Raw genomic sequence first — 23,385 nt, 5'->3', positions numbered from 1 at the left:
CTTGGGTGAGAATCCATCGCGACCTTCTCTTTCGAAGCGGGATTCGGCTTCGCCGGAGCTTGCAAAGTCGCGGTTCCCTGAATATAAGAAGTAGGGGCGAATTCTAGCACGAGCCGAGTGGGCAGGTAGCGACCTCTTGTTCCCTTCACGTCGCATTTTTTTAAAATCTCTGAGCCGTTCGGCCTTGGTGCTTTCCCTGGAAAGCGTCTTGGCGATGGCGCGTCCGCGCTGGCTGCACGCCGGTGCGCCCGCGCAGGATAAGACTGCTTCGATGAAAGAAGAGCAAGATCTCGGGATCAGCTTTGTCAATGTTGGTCGCGAATCTGGACTGAATGCCAAAACGATTTTCGGCGGTGAGCATAAAAACAAATACCTGCTGGAAACCACGGGCTGCGGTGTCGCTTTTTACGACTACGATAACGATGGCTGGCTCGACATTTTTCTGGTGAATGGCTCGCGGCTGGAGGGTTTTCCGGTTGGTGCCGAACCCACTTCGCATTTGTTTCGCAACAATCGCGATGGGACATTCACCGACGTCACCATGAAGGCCGGAGTCGCGCACTCTGGCTGGGGACAAGGCGTTTGCATCGGCGACTATGACAATGATGGCTGGGACGATCTATTTGTCACCTACTTCGGAAAGAACGTTTTGTATCACAACAATGGCGATGGCACATTCAGCGATGTCAGCCAGAAGGCCGGCGTGGCGGGCAAAGGCACGCGATGGAATACGGGCTGCGCCTTCGTCGATTACGATCGCGATGGCCGGCTTGATCTGTTCGTAGCGAACTATATCGACCTGGATTTGGCAACGGCCCCCGTGCCCGAGTCGGGTCCGTGCCTCTATAAAAGCGTGATGGTGGCGTGCGGACCGCCCGGACTCCAGGGCGGCAAGAACATTCTTTACCACAACAACGGCGATGGAACGTTCAGCGATGTCTCGGAAGCGGCAGGCATTCTGAACGCGAATGGAACCTACGGCCTGGGCGTGCTGACGGCAGACCTGGATAATGACGGTTGGCCCGATATTTATGTGGCCAACGACTCGACCGCGAGTGCGCTTTACCAAAACAAGAAAAATGGGAAATTCCAGGACATCGCCATTGAAGCCGGATGCGCACTCAGTCCCGACGGCAAGCCGCAAGCCGGTATGGGTATTTCTGCCGCCGACTACGATCTTGACGGGAATCTCGATCTGGTCAAAACCAACTTCGCCGGCGACACGCCGTCGCTTTATCACAATGTGGGTGGCGCCAGTTTCGAAGATGCAACGTTCACCGCCGGACTCGGCACACATACGCAATATCTCGGCTGGGGATGCGGTTTCTTTGATATGGACAACGATGGCTGGGCCGATATTCTGATCTGCAACGGGCATGTGTATCCTGAAGTCGAGCAACTCAAAACTGAGGCGGGTTACGCGCAGCGCAAGTTGCTCTATCAGAATCTGCACAACGGCCATTTCGCAGACGTGTCCTTGCAGGCCGGGCCGGGAATTTCTGAACCGAGTCCGTCACGGGGCGCGGCATTTGGCGATTTCGACAATGATGGGGACATCGATGTCGTTATCAACACCGTAAACGACTACCCGCAATTGCTGCGCTGCGACACAAAGCTCGAGCACAACTGGATCAAGATTCGCACGATCGGAACGAAATCGAATCGGAGCGGAATTGGCGCTCGTCTGAAATGCGTGACTCATGTCGCCGGCGAAACAAAACCTCATCAGCAGATCGACGAAGTGCGCAGTGGCGGCGGATACTTCTCGCAGAATGATCTGCGGGTTCACTTCGGATTGGGGAAGGCTGAGAAGGTTGATGCGCTCGAAGTTCACTGGCCGAGCGGGCGGGTGGATGTGCTCAAAGACGTCAAAGTGAATCAGGTGATTTACGTAAAGGAAGGCGAGGGGATTACACGCACCATGCAATTCACGAAAGATCCTAAAGCCAAGAAGTAGTCATTGCTTCTTCGTCTCCGCTTCGGCGGTGCCCGAACCTTCTTTGAGCGTGTAAATTTGATCTGCCGGAAGATTCGGGAATCGCTCGGTCAATCCGCTGGGCCAGCGAATCTCAATCCATTCGATCTTGTCGGCCTTTCCCAAGCCAAAGTGGACGCGCATGTCGCTGTTCGAGATGTAGCTCGAGCCGCTGCGCACTTCATCGACCAGGATGCGGGCTGCGGTTTTCACGCGAATACGAGCGCCGATGCCATCGCGATTCGATTTCGTGCCCACGGTGTGAATCGCCACCCAGTGATTCACATTGTGCACGTGATTGACGAGTAAGCTAGGCACGGCGTTCATGTTACTGATGATGACCGATTCTCGACCGTCGTTCCACAGATCGCCGACCGCCAAGCCGCGGGACGAAGCAACCGCGGTGATTCCTGCTCCGGCCGCGGCAGAGATGTCGGTGAAAGTACCGTCGCCATTGTTGTGAAAAAGAATGCGCGGCTCTTTATAGCTGCTGCCCAGGTGCTGACTGTCGACTTCCGGATAGACGTGGCCGTTTACGAGAATCAAGTCGGGCCAGCCATCGTTGTCGAAATCGAGAAACATAGTTCCCCAGCCCAGATATTGCGTGTAGAGGCCCAGGCCCGCTGCAGCGGTGGAGTCCGTGAAGGTTCCGTCGCCGCCGTTCTTGTAAAGGGTCGACGTGTCATCGGAAAAATTGGTTTTGAAAATGTCGAGGTGGCCGTCGCCGTTGTAATCGCCAATTGTCGAGCCCATGCCGGCCTGTTCGCGGCCATCTTCATTGAATGCCGCGCCCGCCGTGACTGCCAAATCAGTAAAAGTGCCGTCGTGATTGTTGCGATAGAGAATGCTGGGGGTGCTGTCGCAGGCGATGTAAATATCGGGCCATCCGTCCTCGTCGAAATCGAACGTCGAAACGCTAAAGGCATAGTGTCCGTCAGTGCGGTCGATGCGGGCTTTGACGCTGACATCTTCAAACGTGCCGTTGCCGCGGTTGTGGTAGAGGATGTTTTTACCGCCGGGCAGGCCGCGCGGGCCGCACATTACCGGAACGCCCTTCCAGATGCAGGTGGAGCGCTCTCCGGGCGCCGGCGCGGTGGCCAGGTCGAAGTCCACGTAATTCGCGACGATTAAGTCAAGATGCCCATCGCGATCATAATCAACAAACGCACAACCCGTTCCCCACGCCTTGCCCGATCCCACGACTCCGGACTTCTCGGCAACATCGGTGAACACTCCATGCTGATTGTGGTAGAGGCGGTTCTTGCCGTAGTAGGTGATGTAGACATCCTCCCACCCGTCATTGTCGTAGTCGCCGACGCACACGCCCTGGCCCCAGCCGCTGCCGGCTAAACCGGATTGGGCGGTCACATCGCTGAAAGTTCCGTCATGATTATTGCGATAGAGATGATTCGTGGGACTCTGTCCAGCGGGAAAGCCTCCGAGCTTCGCTGCTCCAAGTCGCGTGCCATTCACCAGCAGGATGTCGGGCCAGCCGTCATTGTCGTAGTCGAAGATTGCGACGCCAGTTCCAGTGGTTTCAATAATGTATTTCTTGGTGTCGAGACCGCCAAAAACGTTCTGCGCCGTGAGTCCGGCTTCTTCGGCGATGTCGACGAATGTGGCGATGGGCGCGGAGGATGTCGCAGGCGCCTTGGGGCTTTGCGCCCATAGCGGCGAGGAGAGGAGCAGGAAACCCGAGATTAGAGCGCGGCACAACCAGTCGATCACAAAGAAAAAACGGCAGGGCCGATCCCCTGCCGTTCTGCGATCGTCTATCGTGCGATCTGAATCGTACGATCTGCACACCTGCCGCCACCTACTTCTTGTTCACCGACTTCTTGAGTTCGGCTCCTGGACTAAACTTCGCGACTTTGCGGGCAGCAATCTTGATCGTGGCGCCAGTTTGGGGATTGCGGCCGTTGCGCGCTTTTCTCTGCGATACCGAGAAGGTGCCGAAGCCTATCAGAGCCACGCGATCGCCCTTGCGAAGGGCGGAGGTGATGCTGTCCACGGCCGTATCAATGGCGGTCGTGGCTTGCGCCTTGCTGATTTCACATGCGCCTGCGATCTTGTCAACCAGATCAGCCTTATTCATAGTCTCTCCTCGCAGGTCTCTTTGGTGCCCAGCCGAAACCGGGACAGATGCTCGCTTTGGCTGGGTTGGGAAACCTGACCGCTAAGTATTGTGCTCCCTCTGCAAGAAATGTCAACTGTGAAAATCCGCTCGGGAAGCCTGTTTCGCACTCCCTGGGCCCGAATTGGGGCAAGGGAAGCGGCATTTCGCAGCCATCGGGTATGGTTTTCCGAAGCCCTCCACAGGCCAGCGTCCCGGTTCACAGGATGTACACAGGCAGACAGGTTTTGCGGCTTGCGCACCGGGTGCCCTTGGGTGCAAAGTCGAAACAGAGGGAAATTGCCGGAATGAAGCTCGAAGAGACTCAGGGGATGAAGGTGATGAAAGCTCCCGCTGCTGTATGCCCGCTTTGCGAGGGTACAGGGTGGAAAACTGTGACAGGCGGAGCGGCTGGAAGCAAGAATGATCGCCGCGTCACGCGCTGCGATTGCCAGTTACGGGCGCGGGGGGAAACCTTGTTGACAGCTGCGCGAATTCCGCGGCGATACGAGCATTGCGAGTTGTCCAATTTTGACTTTGATGGCCCGTATCGTTGTCTGGCTCCGGCTCGAATGGCGGCTTGCAAGTTCGTAGAGGAATATCCGATCGAGAATGCTGGCCTGCTGGTGATCGGAACGATCGGGGTTGGCAAAACCCACTTAGCGGTTGGAATGATTAAAGAGCTTATTGTGGGCAAGGGCATTGCCTGCCTCTTCTACGACTACCGCGAATTGTTGAAGGAGATTCAAAACTCCTACAATGCCTCGGTCAAAACGACAGAGCTGGATGTACTTCGACCCGTGTTTGAAACTGAAGTCCTGGTGCTGGACGAACTGGGCGCCGTCAGACCCACCGAGTGGGTCTGGGACACGGTAAGCCTGATCCTGAACACCCGATACAACGACAACCGTACCACAATTATTACGACGAATTATCCCAATCTGCCCGAACGAGATCGCTTGGGAAGCCACGTTAGCAGTCAGAGCAAAGAGGCCGCAAAGTATGCTGCGGAGCGAGAGACCTTGGGCGATCGAATTGGAGATCGCATGAGGTCCCGACTTCTTGAGATGTGCCGCATCGTTACCATGGAAGGCGCGGATTACCGGGAGCGGGTTAAGAGCGCGAGCTTTCGGTAACCCGAGGCTCGTTACCAACACGAACTCCTTTCTCCACGGACGAATCCACTAAAATGATTTTGTGCTGACTGAGCGGCTGGAATTTGCGCCGGAACTGGATGCGGCTGTCTTTACCGCGGTCCCTGCGGCTCCGGCTGTATTCCTGCTGCGGGGAGCGGATGCGCAGGCCGAGCCCTATGTCAGCAAGACCGCGAACCTGCGGCGGCGCTTACAACGGCTGCTCGGGCCAGTCGAGGAGCGCACGAAGAAACTCAACCTCCGCGACCGGGTGCGATCGATCGAATACGCGCCCACTGGATCCGATTTCGAATCGGGATTCCTGCTTTATTCCGTCCTGCGCGCGGTGTTTCCCAAGACCTATTCCAATCGCATGCGCTTTCGCTTCGCCCCGCTGGTGAAACTGCACCTGGAAAACGAGTACCCGCGAGCTTCGATTACAACGCGACTTGGTCGGCCCGGCGGTGATTCGCTTTATTACGGCCCGTTCGTATCGCGCGTTGCGGCCGAGAAATTCATGAACGATTCGCTGGACTTCTTCAAGATGCGGCGCTGCGTCGACGATCTGCATCCTGACCCCAAATTCCCCGGCTGTATTTATTCCGAGATGAAAATGTGCCTCGCGCCCTGCTTCAAGGGATGCAGCGACGAGGAATATGCGGCGGAAGTAAACCGAGTACACGCTTATTTCGATTCGTCGGGAGAATCTCTGACCCGCGAACTCGCAGCGGAGCGGGAGGCTGCCTCTGCGCGGCTCGCGTTTGAAGACGCGGCGGCGATTCATGCGCGGGCGGAAAAACTGAAGCCAATCCTGAGTCAGCTTCCCGAAATCGTGCACCGGCTCGACCGCCTATCGGCTTTAATGATTCAGCCAAGTCAACCCGCAGGGACGGTCACGTTCTTTCGCATTGACTGCGGCCGCATCGTTGGCCCCGTTCCTTTCGCGATCCAATCCGCGGAGCATGCGAAATCTCAATCCATGGAATCGCGAGTGCAGCAGGCATTGGATTCCCTTCCGCCGATAGAAGGAAGGGCCGCGCTTGAAACGATGGAACACCTGGCCCTGCTCAAGCGCTGGTACTACCGTGGAAGCCGGACCGGAGAAATCTTTTTCGCCGACGCGAAAGGGGAACTGCCCATGCGCCGTATCGTGCGTGGAATCTCGCGCGTGTTTCGGGGAGAAAAGCCGGAACCGGAAGCCACCAAACTTCCGGAGACCCCAAATGCCGCAACCTGAGAACTCACCGAGATTCCGGAGCGCGGTCCCCCCAAAGGATCGCGCTCCGGAGTCCTACACAACCTCGGATCTACACCGCTAGTTAACGGTGAAGCTTGTGGAGCTGGTGGCGCTGCCGCCCTTGGTGGTCACCGCGATCTTGCCTGTGGTGGCTCCTGTCGGAACAGTTGCCGTGATTTGTGTGTCCGAGTTCACAGTGAACGTGGCCGACACTTTGTTGAATGTCACCTTCGTGGTTTGCGTGAGGCCAGTGCCGGTGATCGTCACCGACGTGCCAACCGGCCCGCTTGGGGGAGTGAAGCTGAGGATCGTCGGAGTGATCTTGTAAGCTGCCAGCGTAGATAGTGTGGTCTTGCCGGTCGTCACCGTTACATCCCCAGTCAGTGCCCCGGCGGGAACCGTGGCCTGAATGAACGTGCTGCCGCTCAGCTTGACCGTGGTGGCCACGACCCCCCCGAATTTCACTACGGACGCTTTGGTGAAGCCCTGGCCCAGAATCCCGACCTGAGCTCCCTCTTTGCCGCTTCTGACGTTGACCAGCGAAATGAACGGGCTGTACTTCGTGCTCACACTGTAGAACGACCCGCTGCTTGCGGTGCCGCCCTGGGCGGTCGTGCTGTAAAGCGTGCCATTGGTGGCAAGCAACAGCGGAGCGAAGGGCTGGACGCTGTTCGATCCGCCTAGCGGATAAAGGTAGAGGGTGTCGTATGCGCCCTTCGTCGTGATGTCGAATAGCCCGGCCTGGGAGCAGCCTCCGGCGGCGCAATCCGTTGCCATGCCATACAAAAGGCCATCCGGACCCTGCGTTAACGGCAGCCGCGGATACGCGCCGTCCGTTTGATTCGGGAAGTTGTAAAGGACCGTCTCCACGCCGGTCGGCGTCAATTTGAATATGGTGCCGAGTTGTGCCGTGCCACCAGACTCCGTGGTCCCGTAGTAGTTGCCGTCGGAGCCTTGGGTCAGGCTGGTATAGGGATTCTGGCCGTCAGTGGGTCCGCCCTTGAACGTATAGACCAGACTCTCCTTACCGGCGGCCGAAATCTGGAAAACCCCACCTTCGCTAATGATCCAGCCGTTGCCCATACCCCAGAAATTTGCGTCGCTACCTTGAATCAGGCCCAGAGGCAGCGCCGTGTCATTCGGCGGACCTTGAAAGCTATACAGCAGGCTGTAGGCCCCCGCGGGCGTTAGCTTGTACAGCGTGCCGAGACCGTTTGCCCCGCAAAAGCCCGTGGTTCCGTAGAAGTTCCCGTCAGTTCCCTGGATCGGGGGCGCGAGCGGATCGCATCCGTCGGTAGTCGACCCCGTGAAAGTGTGCAACACGGTAAAGGTGCCCGTGGGCGTCACTTTGATCAAGGTGCCGTTGTTCGTGGGATCGCTGTAACAGGTGCCATAGAAATTGCCGTCGGTGCCAAGGGTCAGCCCGTTGCAATTGGTTCCGTCGCTCGGCGCCATTACGTATAGCGGGGTTTGCACTCCAGCGGAAGATATTTTGTAGACGATCCCCTGACAGCAACCGTTTCCTGATGAGGAAATTCCATAGAAATTCCCGTCCCGTCCCTGCGCCATGGTTCCCTGCGGAAAGGTGGGCTCCGAGTTGTTATTGGGGGCGAAGTTGTAGAGCGTGCTGACGGTTTGCGCCTGCGCCGGAATGGCCACGGCAACGAAGAGAGCGGCGATCATGAGCACGGTGATCGCAATCGCGCTTCTGCGGAAGTTCCTCTTGACTCTGCGGTAAAGCGAATTCATCGACTCTCTCCTTGGGAGTAATGCTGGTTGTCGTCCTGAGCTGTGTTTCATCTCGTAAGTCTTGGAGGAACTGCTCGAGGTTCGTAGAGCGCTCACCCTACAGCTAACGTGGCAGAGACGACTGCGAACGCACGCCGACTCTCGCCTAACCTGGGTGCCTGGTCAATGGTCTAGAGATCACGCGTGGTTGACGCGGGGATGACGAGATAAGAGATTTGTTTGTAGCGAGTTGCGGGGACCGAATGCGCGACGGAGGCACCTTCCGGCAGGGCCCGAACGGGCCAGTTTCCGGCCAGCGATTGGATGCTAGACTGAAAACTCCCCCACGCACTCATTCTTCTATGGGTTTCTCACAAGTGTCTTCCGCGAAGGTTCGGTTTGGCGTGTTCGAGGCCGACCTCCGCGGTGGCGAACTGCTCAGGAACGGCGTTAAGGTCCGCATCCAGGAGATGCCTTTTCGCGCCATGACTTTGCTGATAAGCCGTCCGGGCGAAATCGTTAGCCGCGATGAGCTTCGCCAATCCCTGTGGCCGGAAGACGTCTTCGTGGATTTTGATCAGGGGATCAGCAGCGCGATTCGGCGGCTGCGCGACGCACTGGGAGACTCTGCCGACAACCCGGTATTCATCGAGACGGTTGAGCGCCGCGGTTATCGCTGGATCGCGCCCATGCATCGCCCCGACGCGGTTTCGGAATCAAAGTCGGAATCAAAGAACGATAAGCAGACGAAAACTCCGCCGCAAGTTCCGCAGCCGCCAAGTCTCTCTTCTTGGCGCGGACTAGTTTTCGCCCTCCCGGTCGTGGCGCTTGTCTTCGCGGTTTGGATTTACCGCCCCGGTTATCGAGACGCGAAGGCTGGCGCGAAATCCGGATCGCCAATTCCGGCAGGCGGAGTGCAGCATCACGCCGCCAATCGCGAGGCCGAAGATTACTACCTCAAAGGCCGCTTCTACTGGAACAAGCGCACGCCCGAGAGTCTGAACCAGGCCGTAGATTCGTTTACTCAGGCCATAGTTCACGACCCTAATTATTCCGACGCATACGTCGGTCTGGCCGACTGCTACAACCTGCTGCGCGAATACACCATGATGCCCGCCACTGAAGCCTATCCGCGCGCTCTGGCGGCGGCCAAAAAAGCGGTGGAACTCGACGACCATTCCTCGGCTGCCCACGCTTCGCTGGCCTTCGTCTCCTACTTCGGGATGTGGGATGCGGGCACGGCTGACGAGGAATTTCGCCGCGCCATCGACCTCGACCCCAACAACGCCAACGCTCATCACTGGTACGCGACGTATCTACAGTCCGTCCGCCGTTTCGACGAATCGCTGAATGAGATCGACCGTGCCCAGGCGCTCGATCCGAATTCTTCTTCCATTCTCGCGGATAAGGGCATCCTGCTTTGGAATGCCGGGCGTCACGGCGAGGCTCTCCACCTCCTGCGGCAGCTCGAACAAGCCGATCCGGACTCGGTTTCTCCCCACCGCTATTTAAGGGCTGCGTATACAGAAATTGGCGACTACCCCGGCTATCTGTCGGAAATGAAAAAGGAAGCGCGTCTGCTGCACGACGCCTCTCTTTCGGCGATTGCCGAAGCCGCACAAAAAGGCTTTGCCGCCCATGGCGCACAGGGATTGTTCGAAGGCCAACTCAACCAGCAGAAGAGAGCTTACGCTCAGGGAAAACTTTCACCCTTCTTTCTCGCTGAAACCTATGCCCGCCTGGGAAACACGGAAGAGTCGCTCAAGTATCTGCAAGCGTGTTACGAGCGGCACAGCGACGAGACCGTTAACATAGCAGTGGACGCCGCCTTCGACAATCTGCATTCGGTTCCGGCGTTTCAAGAACTTCTCGCAAGCGTTGGCCTGCCAGCGGTGAAATAAGGGCACAAAGGGCACGAGAGATTAATTCTTCGATTGCGCCGATCGCTGGAGTGAAGCACCAATACCGGCGTTAGTGGGCGGGGGGAAAGAGCGCCGCCATTGACGGATGGCGACAATTCCTCCTAAGATGACTCGGCCCTCAGTCCTTGCGGAAGCGCAACTCTGGGCGGAAAATCGTCGCCAGCAGAATATGGGCAAGCCATGATCGGCACAACCGTCTCCCACTACCGGATCACCGAACTCCTTGGCGGCGGCGGAATGGGAGTGGTCTACAAAGCGGAAGACACTCTGCTCGGCCGCTTTGTCGCGCTTAAATTTCTTCCGGATGACGCGTCGGAGGATCCTCAGGCTCTGGAACGCTTTCGCCGCGAGGCGCGCGCGGCTTCTTCCCTGAACCATCCCAACATTTGCACGATTCATGAGATCGGCGAGCACGAGGGGCATCTCTTTATCGTGATGGAGTGCCTGACCGGCCAGACTTTGAAGCACACCGTCGAAGGCCGGCCGATGGAGCAGGAGCGACTGCTCACGCTCGCGATTGAAGTGGCCGACGCGCTGGACGCGGCACACAGCAAAGGGATTGTGCATCGCGATATCAAGCCGGCGAATATTTTCGTAACCGACCGCGGCCACGCCAAGATTCTCGATTTCGGATTGGCGAAAATTTCGAAAGCCGCTCGCCCGACGAGTGGCGATTCGCAGACCATCGCCGATGCCACCAGCCTCGACCTGACGAATCCCGGAACCGCCGTTGGCACGGTCGCTTACATGTCGCCTGAGCAGCTGCGCGGTAAAGATCTGGATGGCCGCACCGACTTGTACTCCTTCGGCGTGGTTCTGTACGAGATGGCCACCGGTGTCCTGCCCTTCCGCGGAGAAACATCGGCGGTCATTACGGAAGCCATTCTGAATCGCATGCCAACAGCCGCCAATCGGCTGAACCCCGAGCTTCCGCCCAAGCTGGAAGAAACCATCAGCAAGGCCCTGGAAAAAGATCGCGAGATGCGTTGCCAGACCGCCGCCGAAATGCGCGCCGACCTGAAGCGCATCAAGCGCTCCATCGATTCCTCGCGCACAGGGGTGATGGCCGAGGATTCGACCCCGGTCACCGTCGCGAGCATCCCCGGCACGAAGTCCTCGGGCCTGAAGACCGTGGTTACGGAGCGAAAGAATTCCTTCTGGCCGCTGCTCGCAGTCGGCGTGCTGTTAGCAGCGGCAGCAGGACTATATGCAGGGAAACAATTGTTCTCCTCCGCGCCGCTACCGCCCCCAACCTACCGCCAGCTGACATTCCGTCGCGGCAGCATTCGCTCTGCGCGCTTCGCGCCCGATGGACAAACCATTCTTTACAGCGCGGCATGGCAGGGCACTCCGGTCGACGTATTTACCGCACGTCCGGAAGCTCCCGAAGCTCGCTCCATGGGGCTGAGCCGCACGCAACTCGTTTCAGTTTCTTCCGCTTCGGAAATGGCTGTCCTGCTCAACAGCAAAGCCATCGGTACCTGGGTCAACATGGGGACTCTGGCCCGAGCCCCGCTGGTGGGCGGTGCGCCGCGCGAAGTGTTGGAGCATGTGCAGTGGGCTGACTGGTCGGCTGACGGCAGCAACCTGGTAGTCGTGCGCGACTTCGGCGGGCGCAATCGGCTGGAATATCCGGTCGGCAAGCCACTCTACGAGACCGGAGGCTGGATCGGGCATCCGCGTTTTTCTCCCAAGGGAGATCTGATCGCCTTCATCGACCATCCTGTGCAGGGCGATGATAGCGGCTCACTCGCCGTCATCGATCTGGCGGGTAACAAGAAGACGCTATCCGGTGAATGGTTCACGATTCAAGGCCTGGCGTGGTCGCCAGACGGAAAAGAAATCTGGTTCACGGCCAGCAAGTCGGGCGTGGATCGCACACTTTATGCGACCACTCTCGATGGCAAAGAGCGCATGGTCCTGCGCCTGCCCGGCGCGGTCATGATCTTCGACATTTTCAAAGACGGCCGCGTCCTCCTCATGCGTGCCAGTTGGCGGCGCGAACTGGTCGGAATGACCGCCGACGATACTAAGCAGCACGACCTCTCCTGGCTCGACTATACCTATCCGGCGGATATCTCGGCCGACGGCAAGACCCTGCTGTTTGATGAAGAGGGCGGAGGCGGTTCCCTCGATTATTCCAAATCCGGCGGCCTGTCCTATGCAGTTTACATTCGCAAGACCGACGGTTCTCCGGCGGTTCTGCTGGGCGAAGGCGGGGCCGTTACGCTTTCTCCAGATGGAAAATGGGTTGTTGCTCAGAGCCAGGCGTCGCCCTCTCAACTGAAGCTGCTCACCACCGGCGCCGGAGAGGCCAAGCCGCTTACTAACGACAACATTAACCACGCGTGGGCCCACTGGTTTCCCGATGGCAAGCGCATCCTCTTTACAGGGAACGAGCCAGGCAAGGGTGTGCGGCTATACGTTCTGGATGTGGCATCGGGAAAGAATCAGCCGATCTCCGCGGAAGGCGTGAATGGGACGGCGTTTGTGATTTCGCCGGACTCGCAGTGGGTGGCGGGAATCGGCCCCGATGAGAAGGGTTATTTGTATCCGGCGGCTGGTGGCGAGCCGCGTTTGATTCCGGGATTCAACTCAGGAGAGCAACCGATCACTTTCAGCAGCGACAGCCATTCGCTCTACCTTTATCAGCCGGGCGAGTTGCCGGCGCGAGTCGACCGCCTCGATCTGCAAACTGGAAAGCGAACCCTGTGGAGGGAATTGATTCCCTCCGATCCCGCCGGCGTCGAGACGATCGGCCCCATCATGATTACGCCCGACGCCAAGACCTGCATCTTCGGATATCACCGCATGCTCGCGGATTTGTATCTGGTGGAAGGGTTGAAGTAGGCGGAAGCGAATCGCTAACCTCCGCCGGCCATGTCGGAGTCTCGGTTCGTTTTCAACTGCGCTGTCATCCTGAGCGCAGCCGTTCTACAGGCGGAGCGAAGGATCTCAGGCTGATCCGGCCCCGCGCGTACGCTAAACTGTAACACCGCCTAGATATCCAAATTCTTGACATCGAGCGCATTCTCTTCAATGAACTTACGCCGCGATTCGACGTCCTCGCCCATCAGCGTGGTGAAGATGGTCTCGCACTCGGCGATATCTTCGAGCCGCACTGACAGCAAAGTTCGGCGCTCAGGATCCATCGTGGTCTCCCACAACTGCGGCGCGGTCATCTCGCCGAGACCTTTGTAGCGCTGGATGGTGAAATCCTTGCGCCCTTCATTGATGACGTAGTCGCGCAGGTCGCGGACGTTGGTCTTCTCCACCACTTCGGGTTCAGCTTTGCGCTTAATCGGCTTGGCGGCTTTCTTCTCAGCTTTTTCGCCGCCGTCGGATGCACCTTCGTCCGCCGGTTCTTCCTCCTCGTCACTGGCCGCAGCCGCGGCCTTCGCCACCTTCTCGACCACGAATGGCGGCTCCATATAAGGCTCGATCAGTTTGTACTTCGAGATCAGTTGACGGCTTTCGGCGCTGGAGGCCAGCACCCAATTGATGACGTGTTCGGCGCCATGCTTATTGACGAAGCTTACTTCCCAAAGATTGTGCTCTTCGTCGAAGCGCGCCTCGACGCTCTTGAAGCCTTCGTCTTTCTGGAGTTTTTTCAACTCTTTTTCCAGGCGCTCGATTTTTCTGGACTGGGTTTTCTTGTCGCCTTCAAAATCGACGCGCTTGGCCAGATCGAGTTTTGGAATCAGTTCGGTGACGCGTTCGTTGCGCACGCGCTTGTCCAGTTTTTCGAAGAACCCCAGATACTCGTCCAACACGGTCATGAAGCGCGCCAAATCTTTGCCTTCGATTTTTGCAGCGCCTTCGCCATAGCGTACGCTCAATCCGTCGGCCGCGCGTTTAACCATCACTTTGACGAACTCGCGCTCGTCTTTGATGTACTGCTGCGACTTACCTTTTTTCAGCGAGAACAGCGGGGGCTGCGCAATGAACACATTGTTCCGCTTGATCAACTCCTGCATGTGGCGGAAGAAGAACGTCAGTAAGAGTGTGCGGATGTGGCTGCCGTCAACGTCGGCGTCGGTCATCAGAATGACTTTGCCATAGCGCACTTTCGTCGGATCGAAATCCTCCTTCGAAATGCCGGTGCCGAGCGCGGTGATCATGGCGCGAATCTCTTCGTGCGCCAGCATCTTGTCGTAGCGTGCCTTCTCGACATTTAGAATTTTTCCTTTGAGCGGCAGAATCGCCTGAAAGCGGCGATCGCGGCCTTGCTTCGCGGTGCCACCGGCGGACTCGCCTTCGACCAGGAATAATTCGCAACGATTCGGATCGCGCTCGGAACAATCCGCCAGCTTGCCGGGCAAGCCGCCGGAATCGAGCGCACCCTTGCGGCGCGTAAGATCGCGCGCTTTGCGCGCGGCCTCGCGAGCGCGTGCGGCGTCGACCGCCTTGTTGATGATTCTCTTCGCTACCGCAGAGTTTTGTTCGAAGAACGCTCCCAAGCGCTCGTTCACGAACTGCGTGACCGTTCCCGCGATGTCGGAGTTGAGCTTGCCCTTGGTCTGGCCTTCGAACTGCGGCTGCGGCAACTTCACGCTGATGACCGCAACCAGACCCTCGCGCACATCGTCGCCGGTGAGATTTTCTTTTACGTCCTTGAATAATCCCATCTGCTGCCCCGCGTAATTGATCGTGCGAGTCAGGGCGGTGCGGAATCCGGAAAGATGCGTGCCGCCGTCGACGGTGTTGATATTGTTGGCGAAGCTGAAGACCGATTCGGAATAGGCGTCGTTGTATTGCAGGCCAATCTCCATGTGAACGCCGTTGCGGTCGTCTTCCATGTAGATCGGCTTGTCGTGGAGCACCTGTTTGCCGCGATTGAGATGCTTGATGAACTCCGCGATGCCGCCGTTGTACTTGAACTCCGTGCTCTTGGCCTCGCCGGATTTTGTGTCGGTATTGCGCTCGTCGGTGAGCGTGATCAGCAATCCCTTATTTAGAAACGCGAGTTCGCGCAGGCGTTGCGCCAGCGTGTCGTAGTTGTATTGTGTCTCGGTGAAAATGGTGCGGTCGGGCAGGAAGTGAACCTTGGTCCCGGTCTTCACTTTGGCGACGCCAGTCTTGTGCAGTTTGTTGGTCGGGTCGCCCTTGGAATAATTTTGTTGCCAGGTTGCGCCGTCGCGCCAGATTTCCAGCTCCAGATATTCACTCAACGCGTTCACGCACGAGACGCCCACGCCGTGCAATCCGCCGGAAACCTTGTAAGTTGAGGAATCGAATTTTCCGCCCGCATGCAGCGTGGTCATCACCACCTGCGCTGCGGAAACTTTCTCTCCATCAATCACCATGTCATCGACAGGAATGCCGCGCCCGTCGTCGATGACCGTGATCGAATTATCGAGATGGATCGTGACTTCAATCTTGGTGGCGAAACCGGCTAGCGCTTCGTCGACCGAGTTGTCGACAACTTCGTAAACGAGATGATGCAGGCCGAGTTCGCCCGTCGATCCGATGTACATGGCCGGACGCTTGCGCACTGCCTCCATGCCGCCCAGCACTTTAATGGAATCGGCGTTATAGCCGCCGTCGCCGTTCCCACTGCTGGGTGCGTCGCCGTTCGGATTACTGATCGGAGTTACTTTGCCGTTTTTTGTCTTAGTGTCGACGATGGGGGTATTAATCTCTTTGGTGGCCATTCCGCTCCGCGAAAATGTCCCGATTTTTTTCTTTGAAAACTGTGTCGCGAATTTCTGGAATCCGGCTGGAAATTCCGCTCGTTACAACCCGCCTTAAAAGCCCCTCAAAAAGGACTTCAAGTTATTGAAATTCATAATACTTAGGGTTATGTTGCGACTGTTAAAATTATACCACAAAACGAGATTTTAAGAGCGCGCTCGAGGGCCTTGAATCGAGTGAGTAATAGCGCTTTTCGAGAACGCCTAACCCAAAGAGTTATCAAAAAAACTTCGGCAGGAAGCTGGCTTCGCCAAGAGAGGGAGAGCACGCCCTCCCGACAGCCGGCGGGACGCCTGCGCTACGAGAAACCGCTGCAAAATAACAGGGCGGCCCTTGAGCCGCCCTTGCGAAAAGCGAATGAATTTGTCCTTACGCCGTTGCGGGACGCTCGCCGCCCTTCGACGGAACGCGACCGGGATCGGGCTTCAACACCTGCTGCACGCCGTCATCTTTTGAGGGCAGTGGTGGCACCGGCGGCAGATTCTGCCCGTCAACAACCATTTTGAGTTCGGTGGCGTCGAGGACTTCGCGTTCGATTAATGCCCTGGCGATACGCTCAAGAACGTCCCGATGATCCGAGATGATCTGCTTCGCGGTATTGTAGCCGGACGTGACCAGCTTGCGCACTTCCTGATCGATCTTGATGGCCGTATCCTCGCTGTAATCGCGGTGCTGCGCGATTTCTCGGCCCAGGAAGATTTGCTCTTCTTTCTTGCCGAAGGTCAGAGGTCCAAGATCGCTCATGCCCCACTCGCAGACCATTTGACGAGCCAGATCCGTAGCCCGCTCAATGTCGTTGCCCGCCCCCGTGGACACTTGATTCAGAAACAGCTCCTCCGCCACACGCCCACCCATCAGGATGGCGAGCCGGGCTTGCAGATAGTCGCGGTAATAGCTGTGGCGGTCGTCGATGGGGAGATATTGAGTCAGACCCAGCGACATGCCGCGGGGAATGATCGTGACCTTGTGCACAGGATCGGAGTTGGGAACCATCACACCGACTAAAGCATGGCCCGCCTCGTGATATGCCGTGTTCTTTTTTTCTTCCGCCGTAAGCAGCAAGGACTTGCGCTCCACACCCATCAGGACCTTATCCTTGGCGAGTTCGAAGTCATATTGTAGGACGGCTTTGCGATTCTGCCGCGCGGCCGCCAGCGCCGCCTCGTTCACCATGTTGGCCAGATCCGCGCCGGAGAATCCAGGCGTGCCACGGGCGAGCACGGAAAGATCCACGTCCTCCGCCATCGGGATCTTACGAGTGTGGACGCGCAGAATCTCTTCGCGTCCCCGAACGTCGGGACGATTCACCACTACACGCCGGTCAAAGCGACCGGGCCGCAGCAGCGCGGGATCGAGGACATCCGGCCGGTTCGTCGCGGCCATCAGAATGACGCCTTCGTTCGATTCGAAACCGTCCATCTCGACCAGTAACTGATTCAAAGTCTGCTCGCGCTCGTCGTGTCCACCACCCAGGCCAGCACCGCGATGGCGCCCGACCGCGTCGATTTCGTCGATGAAAATAATGCACGGAGCATTTTTCTTGCCCTGCTCAAACAAGTCGCGCACTCGGCTCGCTCCGACGCCGACGAACATCTCCACAAAATCGGAGCCCGAGATCGAGAAGAAAGGAACATTGGCTTCGCCCGCAACCGCACGGGCCAGCAGCGTCTTGCCGGTTCCCGGAGAACCAACCAGGAGCACGCCTTTTGGAATGCGTCCGCCCAGTTTCTGGAATTTCTGGGCCTCGCGGAGAAATTCAATAATCTCGCGCAATTCCTCTTTGGCTTCATCCACACCGGCGACGTCTTTGAACGTGACTTTCTTTTGCTGCATGGAGAGCAGGCGCGCCCGGCTCTTGCCAAACGACAGCGCCTTGTTACCGCCGGTTTGCATCTGCCGGATCATGAAGAACCAGAGCGCTCCCAGCAAAATCAGAGGAGCCCAGGTGCCCAACAGCTGCAACGGCAGGCTCGAGCTATTCGCATCGCGGAAGCTGACATTGACGCCCTTTGCTTTCAGGTCCTTCAGCACTTCCGGAGTAAAGTAATTCGTCTCGAGAATGGTGTGAAACGCAGAGCCATCGCGATACTTGCCGCGGACTTCCATTCCGTTGACGGTGAGCTCGCGCACCGTGTTCTGGTCGACATCGGCCATGAACTGCGTGGCGTTCGGTTCTTTGTCTTTCTGGCTGTTTTGGGCGCTTCTTACAACGGTGTAGAGTAACAACGCTGAAATCCCAATCAGCAACCAGAACAGCACGGTCTTTACAGTTGAATTCACCTAGAAGACTCCTGAATGCAACACGGGAAGTTGAGTGGACCAACCCCCGAGGCTCCTACAGCGGATTAGATGCCCAAGCGCGTACTTTCGATTGTGAAATCCAGTGAAATCCTTTAAGGCCTATTCTACCTTGTCCCACGCAAAAAGGCGCGTCCGCTCTTGCATAACTTAAGTCATAGGGGCTCTTGAGCTTGCCGCCGCTAGATAGGGCAGATTGCGGCTGGTTTGCTCAGCCTGGCCCAATCCATATCCAACCAGAAATGTTTCATCGACCAGGAATCCGAAATAATCGGGCTGTAGCGGAACCCGGCGCGCCGCCTGCCGGTCGAGCAGCGTCACCAGTTTGACTGAAGCCGCGCCCCGCGACCGCAGGTCGCTCATCAGAAACTCGCTGGTCACTCCCGAATGCACCAACCCTTCGACGAGGAGAATATGTTGCCCGCGAATGTCCGGCTCGTGGCTGAAAAAAATCTCCATCACATCATGAACCGCGCCACTTTCCGGCCGCGTGTAACGCGGCTTGATGAACTGGCACACGACCGGCACGTCCAGCGCGCGCACTAAATCCGCCTGAAACATGAACGCGTTTTCCAGCACGGCCAACATCTGGACAGTTTGGCCTTTATAGTCGTCGGAAATTTGTCGGCCCAGCTCCTTGACGCGCTTCTGAATCTGCTCGGTAGTTATGACCGGGCGAAGGGGCTCGATTCGCGGGCTCGCCTGATTAAGAGCGTTCATGAAGTTGCGCGCCTCCCGGCGCGGCGTTTGTTTCAGCTTAGGCTTTTCTGGTTAATCTTTTTCTGGTTAATCTTTCTGCTTAATCTTTGTGCCGAAACCTGCCCGTTCAATCATGCCTTTTCAATCTTCATTCGCGTGCCGGGCGGCGAAGGGCTCGTCTATGATCGCAATTGCGTCTCTGCCTGGCTTCGCTCGAAATTTTGCCGGTACTGGAAAGCCGCGCATCCACACGATCTCATCGCCACCCACGACCACCGGCCACGATCGACGTTCCTGCTGCGCTACGCGACGCTCCTGCAGCAGTTCCTTGATCTTCTTGGGGGACTTGGTATGGGCCGGCCAGTATCGGTCTCCGGGACGCCAGTTCCGCACTCTTAACGGTTCAGGCAAGGAATCCGCATCCAGGAGGTGATCAGGATTATACGCCGCTTGCCCTGCCTCTGAAACACATCGTACCTCAATCCATGAGCCTGATTCGCCAACAATGATTCGACTGGGAATCGGAAGTTCATATTCGTAATCGCGCGAAGGCGCAGGATTGCGCAAATCCGGAGTCTGGAAAATCATCATCGCAGGTTCTAAAACCATCTTCCATCCAAGCGGCAGCGACAATTCCCCGTGGGCGCCGCCGTCAGAGGCCAGGCGCAGGATCTCTTCCACATGCTTGAATTCCAACGGAATTCCAGCGCGTTCGCCAATCGCCTTCGCCAGCCTGCGCTGCACGGCAAGCGGCTCACCAAGAAACCACATCCGGCTCACCGACGCGTTCGCGGCCAACCACGGGGCACCGTCAATGCGCGCTTGCAGATCGGTATCCGTTGACCCGGAATCGATTGAGAAAGACAGCGGCGGCTCGTTTCCCGTCGACGGATTGCCCGACAGTTCGATCTGAACGAGATTCTGTTTTAATGCACCGCGAGTTGCGCCCGCCTCGCTCGCCGCATCCCGCGCCCAGTCCGGCGGCGCCCATTGCACGATCGTCCCCAGCCAGCCCGAGATTTCGTTCTCCCAGTAGTCCTCTTCCCCGCGCGCAATCTCAGCCAACTCAGCCAGATTCTCAGCGACGGAAGGATTAAATTCCCGCTCCAGCAGCGGGACGAGCCGTTGGCGCACGCGATTGCGCGTGAACCGCTCGTCTGTGTTGGTGGAATCTTCCCGCCACGGTTGCCCGATGTCCTTAAGATATTGCTCCAGTTCTCGATGGCGAATCGCAAGCAGCGGCCGAACGATCTCGCCGGAAATTTCTCCGTCGTCGTCTTCCACGAAAAGCCGAGGATGAATCCCGCCTAGCCCTCGCGGCCCCGTCCCGCGAATCATCCGCATGAGCACAGTCTCAGCCTGATCGTCGAGAGTGTGCCCGGTCGCGATTTTATCGAGTTCGTGGAAGAGCGGCCCTTCAGGGCCGCGTAGAGAGGTGTTCACGTCACCGCCGGGCTGTAGCCCCTGAGGGCCGCCGTCCTCGCCAAGCAGGCTGCGGAAGAATCCATATCGCAACTCCCGTGCAGCCGCCTCCACGCTGACATGCTCCTCCGCCGCTTGCTGCGCCACATCGTCGCTATCGGAATAAAACTCCAGATCGTATGCCCGCGCCAGATTCGCGACAAACTCCTCATCCGCATCCGACTCCGCTCCACGCAGCCGATGATTGAAATGAACGACGGAAAGCACAATCCCGAGTTCGTCCCGCAACTCCCACAGTAACCGCAAGAGCGCAACTGAGTCGATCCCACCGGAAACCGCCACTCCCACGCGATCCCCAGCCCCCAGCAATTCCTGCCGGCGAATGTGGGAAAGCACGCGTTCCGCCAGGGTATGCACGGAAACATGGTACAGCAGTGATTTATGTGGGGACAGCGCCCTCGGCCGTTCCCGCGCGATCCTTCTCAATTGCTAATCCAACGTGGAGCTTTTCTTCGCTGAAATGGTTCGTGGCTTGATGTGGAATTGCATGTGGAGTAAACTCCACATATATGGAAATCGTCCAGATCGTTCTCGACAAGAGGCTTTTGCAGGCAGCCGATCAGGCTGCGCGGCGCGCGCGCAGCAATCGTTCAGCATTGGTGCGGGATGCATTGCGAGAGCACCTTCGTAGACTTGAAATCCGCGACAGAGAAGAATGTGACCGCCACGGTTACTTGCGAAAGCCTCAGTCGCGAGAGGAAACGATTGCATGGGAAGCGGAGGCGGCATGGCCGCAAGAATAGCGCGAGGGGATATTCGCCTCTTTCAGTTTGCTCCGCCTGACAAGAAAAGACCCGTGGTCGTTCTTACTCGTGGTAGTGCAATCGGGTATTTGTCGACCGTCACCGTCGCCCCGATTACCTCCTCGATTCGTGGCGTCCCGTCTGAAGTAGTACTGGATGAGGAGGACGGCATGAAGGCGCCTTGCGCGGTGAACTTGCACAATGCGATCACGGTTTCTCAGGAGCGCCTGGGAAAGCGCGTCGCTCAGCTCAGGTCGTTGAGAATGATCGAAATCTGCGCTGCCTTGAGATTCTCCCTCGGCTGCGATCTCAGTTAATACTTGAGTAGTGGGCGAGCGGCTGAACGCTCAATCGCCCCCCGCGCTCTTCTCCGCAATCAGCTTCCGAATCTTCTCCACGAACTCCGCCGCCGCCATGTCCTCGGTCTTCTCTTTCCCGCGCGTCCGCACGTTCACCTTCCCCGCCTCGGCCTCTTTATCACCGACCACAAGTAAGAACGGCACTTTCTGCATCGCGTGTTCGCGGATCTTGGCATTCATCTTTTCGTTGCGGGCGTCGACCTCGACGCGCACGCCGATCGCTTTCAGCTGCGCTGCGACTTTGTGCGCATACTCCGCATGACGTTCGCTGATGGGGATCATCACCGCCTGCACCGGCGATAGCCATACCGGAAACGCGCCCGCGTAGTGCTCGATCAACACGCCGAAGAAGCGCTCGATCGAGCCGTACAGCGCGCGATGCACCATCACCGGCTGCTTGCGCGATCCATCTTCGGCCACATATTCCAGGCCGAATCGCTGCGGCAAATTGAAGTCCACCTGCACTGTCGAAAGCTGCCAGAGCCGGCCGAGCGCGTCCACCAGCTTAATGTCAATCTTCGGCCCGTAAAACGCCGCTTCCCCCGGAATAGTTTTGTATTCGATATTCCGTTTCTTAAGCACCGTCTCGAGCGATTGCGTCGCATGGATCCATTGTTCTTCGCTGCCCACAAAATTCTTGCGGTCCTCCGGATTCCACGTGGAAAGCTCGGTCTGATATTTCTCGAAGCCGTAATCCTTCAACACATCAAGCGCAAAATCGAGACAGTTGCCAACCTCATCTTCCGTCTGCTCCGGAGCGCAGAAAATGTGCGAATCATCTTGGGTAAAACCTCGAACCCGTAACAACCCGTGCATCACGCCGGAACGCTCGTAGCGATACACCGTTCCCAGTTCGCCCAGCCGCACCGGCAGGTCGCGATACGATTTCAGCGAATCTTTGTAAATCAGGATGTGTCCCGGACAGTTCATCGGCTTCAGCCGGTATTCGGCGTCGTCGAGTTCCATGGCGGAAAACATATTCTGCGAGTAATAACCCTCATGCCCTGACGTATAGAACAGCTGCCGCCGCGCCACATGCGGCGTGTAGACCAGTGAATAACCGCGCTTCAAATACTGCTCGCGCATCCAGTCTTCCATCTCTTTGCGAATAATCCCGCCCTTGGGATGCCAGAAAATCAGGCCCGGCCCGGCCAGCTCCTGAATCGAAAACAAATCAAGCTGCTGCCCAATCACGCGATGGTCGCGCTTCTTGGTCTCTTCGAGGTGCTTCAAATATTCGTCGAGATCTTTCTTGGAATAAAACGAAGTCCCGTAAATGCGCTGCAACTGCTGATTCTTCTCGTCCCCCAGCCAGTACGCGCCGGCAATGTTAAACAGCTTGAACGCCTTGATCTTTCCCGTCGACGGAATGTGCGGCCCGCGGCAGAAGTCGGTGAACTTGCCGGTGCGATAAATAGAAATCTTTTCATCGGGCCTGGTGAATTGCTCGATGAAATGGCATTTCATGAAGTCGCCTTCTTTTTTGAATTCGGCCAGCCCTTGGTCGCGAGGCAGAAACTCGCGCGCATAAGGCAGGTTCTGCTGCACCAGTTCCTGCATCTTCTTTTCGATCTTTTCCAGATCTTCCGGCGTGAATGGAGTCGGCCGGTAGAAGTCGTAGAAGAATCCGGATTCCGTTGCAGGTCCGTGGCCGAGCTTGGTCTCAGGAAAAAGTTCGAGCACCGCCGCCGCCAGCAGATGCGCCGACGAATGCCGAAACACTTCCAGCGCCTCGGGATCTTTTTCGGTGAGCAGGCGCAGATCGGTATCTTTCTCCAGAGGCCGGGTCAGATCGATGAGATCGCCGTTGGTTTTGGCCGCCAGCGCCGCATCCGCCAGCCGCGGACTAATCGACTTCGCAATCTCGAGCGCAGTCGTGCCCTTGGGAACTTCTTTCACGCTCCCATCCGGGAGCTTCACATGAATGCTTTCAGCCATTTGGATGTATTCTGAATCTTTCAGCAAGGATATCGAATCCTTTAGTTTAGAGAACGGTATCAGG

14 protein-coding genes are annotated in these 23,385 nt (G+C 57.5%); 6 read left to right on the top strand and 8 right to left on the bottom strand.

Annotation, left to right across the window (positions count from 1 at the left end; translation table 11 throughout):
• Positions 1–214: 214 nt before the first annotated feature.
• The gene (locus tag VGM18_02155) at positions 215–1,957 is read left to right on the top strand and encodes a CRTAC1 family protein (protein HEY3971774.1); all 1,743 of its coding nucleotides are present in this window, start codon (positions 215–217) and stop codon (positions 1,955–1,957) included.
• Here VGM18_02155 and VGM18_02150 read toward each other — a convergent pair whose 3' ends face one another.
• Positions 1,958–3,703: a CRTAC1 family protein gene (locus VGM18_02150; protein HEY3971773.1), complete on the bottom strand. Its 1,746-nt coding sequence runs from the start codon at positions 3,701–3,703 to the stop codon at positions 1,958–1,960.
• Between the two features lie 88 nt (positions 3,704–3,791).
• Positions 3,792–4,085, bottom strand: coding sequence for an HU family DNA-binding protein (locus VGM18_02145; protein HEY3971772.1), 294 nt, complete (start codon positions 4,083–4,085; stop codon positions 3,792–3,794).
• A 311-nt stretch (positions 4,086–4,396) separates the two neighbouring features.
• Between VGM18_02145 and VGM18_02140 the strand changes: the two genes are divergently transcribed.
• Positions 4,397–5,224: an ATP-binding protein gene (locus VGM18_02140; GenBank protein HEY3971771.1), complete on the top strand. Its 828-nt coding sequence runs from the start codon at positions 4,397–4,399 to the stop codon at positions 5,222–5,224.
• 61 nt (positions 5,225–5,285) lie between these two features.
• The gene (locus tag VGM18_02135) at positions 5,286–6,458 is read left to right on the top strand and encodes a hypothetical protein (GenBank protein HEY3971770.1); all 1,173 of its coding nucleotides are present in this window, start codon (positions 5,286–5,288) and stop codon (positions 6,456–6,458) included.
• A gap of 78 nt (positions 6,459–6,536) precedes the next feature.
• Here VGM18_02135 and VGM18_02130 read toward each other — a convergent pair whose 3' ends face one another.
• Positions 6,537–8,207: a choice-of-anchor tandem repeat GloVer-containing protein gene (locus tag VGM18_02130; protein ID HEY3971769.1), complete on the bottom strand. Its 1,671-nt coding sequence runs from the start codon at positions 8,205–8,207 to the stop codon at positions 6,537–6,539.
• Positions 8,208–8,563: 356 nt separating this feature from the next.
• Between VGM18_02130 and VGM18_02125 the strand changes: the two genes are divergently transcribed.
• Both VGM18_02125 and VGM18_02120 read left to right on the top strand, forming a co-directional pair.
• Positions 8,564–10,087, top strand: coding sequence for a winged helix-turn-helix domain-containing protein (locus VGM18_02125; protein HEY3971768.1), 1,524 nt, complete (start codon positions 8,564–8,566; stop codon positions 10,085–10,087).
• Between the two features lie 201 nt (positions 10,088–10,288).
• Entirely contained in the window at positions 10,289–12,958 is a 2,670-nt protein-coding gene (locus VGM18_02120; protein ID HEY3971767.1) for a protein kinase, read from the top strand.
• 149 nt (positions 12,959–13,107) lie between these two features.
• On the opposite strand, the gene gyrB is transcribed toward VGM18_02120, so the two are convergent.
• From gyrB to tilS, 4 genes are all read right to left on the bottom strand, one after another.
• Positions 13,108–15,762, bottom strand: a complete 2,655-nt coding sequence (gene gyrB / locus VGM18_02115; GenBank protein HEY3971766.1) for a DNA topoisomerase (ATP-hydrolyzing) subunit B — start codon at positions 15,760–15,762, stop codon at positions 13,108–13,110.
• A gap of 409 nt (positions 15,763–16,171) precedes the next feature.
• Positions 16,172–18,082 (bottom strand): ATP-dependent zinc metalloprotease FtsH, encoded by a 1,911-nt coding sequence (gene ftsH, locus VGM18_02110; protein HEY3971765.1) that lies wholly within the window; start codon positions 18,080–18,082, stop codon positions 16,172–16,174.
• 168 nt (positions 18,083–18,250) lie between these two features.
• Entirely contained in the window at positions 18,251–18,820 is a 570-nt protein-coding gene (locus VGM18_02105; GenBank protein HEY3971764.1) for a phosphoribosyltransferase family protein, read from the bottom strand.
• A gap of 120 nt (positions 18,821–18,940) precedes the next feature.
• Positions 18,941–20,638 carry a tRNA lysidine(34) synthetase TilS gene (tilS, locus tag VGM18_02100; protein ID HEY3971763.1) on the bottom strand — a complete coding sequence of 566 codons (1,698 nt, stop codon included), beginning with the start codon at positions 20,636–20,638 and terminating at the stop codon, positions 18,941–18,943.
• A gap of 370 nt (positions 20,639–21,008) precedes the next feature.
• Here tilS and VGM18_02095 point away from each other — a divergent pair, with 370 nt between their 5' ends.
• Positions 21,009–21,341, top strand: coding sequence for a type II toxin-antitoxin system PemK/MazF family toxin (locus VGM18_02095; GenBank protein HEY3971762.1), 333 nt, complete (start codon positions 21,009–21,011; stop codon positions 21,339–21,341).
• A gap of 30 nt (positions 21,342–21,371) precedes the next feature.
• Here VGM18_02095 and thrS read toward each other — a convergent pair whose 3' ends face one another.
• Complete coding sequence (gene thrS, locus VGM18_02090) at positions 21,372–23,321, bottom strand: threonine--tRNA ligase (GenBank protein ID HEY3971761.1); 1,950 nt, start codon at positions 23,319–23,321, stop codon at positions 21,372–21,374.
• Positions 23,322–23,385 lie beyond the last annotated feature (64 nt).

Origin of the sequence: Candidatus Sulfotelmatobacter sp. (genome assembly GCA_036500765.1) — a bacterium.
In the GTDB taxonomy this organism is placed as follows: Bacteria; Acidobacteriota; Terriglobia; order Terriglobales; family Acidobacteriaceae; genus Sulfotelmatobacter.
Note: the sequence above shows the minus strand (reverse complement) of the source record. Positions and strands in the feature narration are given on the sequence as shown.